The organism is Microcystis sp. M53603_WE2 (assembly GCF_030065435.1).
On sequence record NZ_JASJFF010000897.1, the window covers coordinates 1 to 3,243 of the forward strand.

Here is a 3,243-nt window from a genome sequence, read left to right on the forward strand (position 1 = left end):
TTGCTGAATAATGGTAAAACCCTTTTAAAATAAGGCTTTTGACCTGTTAAAATCCGATGTTAGTGCAAGAATATAGGATTGAGACCTTCAAAAACCTGGCATTATCCTTCTTGTAGTAGATAAACTGGTACAAAAAAAGAGGGCAACAAAGCCTGAAACGACCGACGACCGGCTACTGACTCCTAACCCCACCAACAAACTTTTTGCCGCAAACCCTATTTTAACTCCAAGGATCAAAGGTGCGATCGGTATAATCAAGAAGTTCACCAAAAACTGAACTGAGACTTTCGGTGCGGAAATTGGGAGGAGTAAATAGACTATTTATCGCTATCCATGATTCCTCTAACCAAGAGGATGGTTTTGGGGAAGTGTCGGATTTAATCGGGGTTTTATTAACTGTCAAAAAATTGGCTAATGCTGTGACGGTAGTAGGTAACTTTTTTGTGAGCCGAAAATTAATAGCTTTACTGTTAAAAGACTCGATATAATTGCTACTTAAATAAGGTTGATACTGGTCAGAAAAAGAGGTTGATTGTTCGATAAAAGCTAAACTAACCCCTTTAATCATCTCCCGGAGAGGGTTGGCTTTTTCGTCCATTACTTCTGGCACTAATGTACTTTGTCCCATGGTGCTATTCAGATAAATAATATCCGTGGCACTCATGTGAGTTGCACCATGAGCAAGGATTAAATATTTTTCTCCTGATAAGTTTTCAAAGGGTTGTAATTGATGTTCAATAATGGGAGTGATCCCGTCTTCTGTCGAGGATAACATCAATACGGGAATCGTGATCGAGGCAAGATTAGAGGCAAAAAGGGAACCAATAACAGGATTTAATACTATAGCTCGATCGATGCGATAATCACGAAAAGACATTTGTTTATAGGCCAACTTTGTCACCGCACACTGTAGCCAATCTGCGGGGGAACGTTCCAAGGGGGTTAGGGATTGACAAACTCGACGAGTGTGGGAGGGTTCTAAACGCGCACCGGCTAAAGCTAAAGCAGTATATCCCCCAAAAGAATGACCAATTATTGTGACTTTTTGGGTATTGAATTTACCTCGAAATTCACTGTTATTATCCTTGTTTAAAGCGGTTAATTCATTGAGAATAAAGCTGATGTCTTTCGGCCGTTCTATAAATTCTGATGCGGGCAATAAATTATTAATTTGCCAACCTTGAGCAGCGGTTAGTAAAGCATTAATATTACTGCCGCGATGTTCCACAGAAACCACTGTCAAACCGTAGGAAGCGAGATGGAAGGCCAGATAACGTAAAAAACGCCGATCTGCGGCAAAACCGTGGGACATGATCACTAAAGGGCCGCGACTATCAACCGAATAATAAATATCGGTTTTAACGGCTCTATTTCTGATAGAATCATAGAAAAATTGTGTCTGTTTAAAAACCAAATTTTTTCCTCTTTGATCGGGAGAAAATTGATTTGGTAATTTGACGGAATCACTTGCACTTAACGAGTGTTCTAAAAGCGAGGTGAGCAAAATGTTTTTAAAACGATTTTGATTTAGTTGTTTAGCTATGGAGGTTAAAGCTAATAAGTCTAGGGTAAGTTTTTTCTGGGGATAGGCTTTTAAAAAACTAAAGATATTAACTTTATCATTGGTTTGGAGAATCAGAGATAAAGTGGCTTTAATTCTGGTGGGATTACTTTCGGGAAGAGCCTGATTTAACTGAGATAATAAGTTTTTGCCTTCCTGTTCGTTGAATAAATTTTCTAGAAATTGCTGGGCGATTTGACTATCCACATAGAGATGTTTTTCTAAACCTTGACGGATGGCAGCAGTTAAAATTGTTGGATAGGACTGTAAATTCGGAGATAATTTTCCAGTTTCCACATATTGTTCTAACTCTTGAATATTAATATCCTGTTCGACCATTCCTAGGCGCAAGGTCAGGGTTTCAGCGGCCAAAGCGGGAATAGGGGAAAATAAACCACTAAAACCGGAGAAAGTTAGCCAAAAAGCGATCAATTTCCCAGAAAATTGTGAGAGGAGTTTCATCGGCATTACTAGGGCTAGTTTTTCAGAGAAATTCTAGAGCGGGAACCTATTAGATCTCCTGCAAAAATCAAAAATCTTCCCTTAGGTGAGGAGATAGGAGAAAAGTTAACCGTCGGGGAAGAAAGGGAAAATAGGCAATAATTAAACTTCTTTAACTAACACTCCATTCAGAAAAATTTCGGCAATACCTTCGGCCATTTCTTGTAAAGCGAAGGGAGAAGCATTGGCATCTAAAATAGTTTCACTGGAAAAACCAGCAATTGCGAACATTCCTAGAAAAACCTGGGCCACAATTTTCGGATTCATGGGACGATAGATACCACGATCGATCGCTGTTTGAAAAAAAGCCTCGGCCACATCGGTCATTTTGGCAATTACCTCCGATTGAATCCGCTCTTTTAATTCGGGGTGAAATTGGGCCTCTATAAAACAAACTCGCAATAAATCGCTATTTTCTCGCATTCTCAACACCCTACGTCGCATCACCTGCGCTACCGCTTTATAACTGCCCATTTCGCTCAATTCCGTCAGCAAGTCGGTGAGAATATCCACCCATCCCCTAGTGGCCACTTCGATTAAAATCGCCTTTTTGTTGGGAAAATAACGAAATAAAGTTCCTTCTGCCACATTTGCTTTTCCTGCTAGGTCTTTGGTCGTGGTTCCTTCATAACCCTTAGCGGCAAATAAACGTAAAGCGGCCTGTAGAATACGACTACGAGTATCTTCTTCCCCAGAATTGGTCTCAGTTAGGGAACGTTGAAAAAGACTTTGCATAATTTATTGACAGCTAGAACGGGATAGAGCCATTGTCATCGATCAAGTCAGGTGTTTACTCAAATGCTTCATAAAATTTTGAGTAATTGGAGTAACTTGGCCTTTAACAACGAGCGCACGAGCTTGACAATGGGCTAAGTTTCCAGCCAAGATAACCGAAAGATTTTCATTCTCCCAGATAAAGCCTAGTTCTAGACCCAAATCCGGTAATGATTCGGTAGTAAGCTAAACGGCGCTTAACCTGCATGATCCAACAGCTATAACCCTTTTGGAGTCTATATCGGTGATCCGAAGTAAAAGCCGTTTAGCTTAGTGGCGTAGCCCTCTTGGGCTCTTCTGGTTTCTGTGTGGAGGGAAGAAGAATAGGGATAATTTTATAGAAATATAGTCTTCAAAGCCTTGCCTAGCAAGACTCCTACGAATGATAATCAGTGCTTATCACACAA

At 40.3% G+C, this 3,243-nt stretch carries 2 protein-coding genes; both read right to left on the bottom strand.

All coding sequences use genetic code 11. From position 1 onward, the window contains the following. Window positions 1–220: 220 nt before the first annotated feature. Window positions 221–2,023, bottom strand: coding sequence for an alpha/beta hydrolase (locus PX481_RS19100; protein WP_288000427.1), 1,803 nt, complete (start codon window positions 2,021–2,023; stop codon window positions 221–223). Between the two features lie 141 nt (window positions 2,024–2,164). Continuing rightward, window positions 2,165–2,797 carry a TetR/AcrR family transcriptional regulator gene (locus PX481_RS19105; RefSeq protein ID WP_288095469.1) on the bottom strand — a complete coding sequence of 211 codons (633 nt, stop codon included), beginning with the start codon at window positions 2,795–2,797 and terminating at the stop codon, window positions 2,165–2,167. Between the last annotated feature and the right edge of the window lie 446 nt (window positions 2,798–3,243).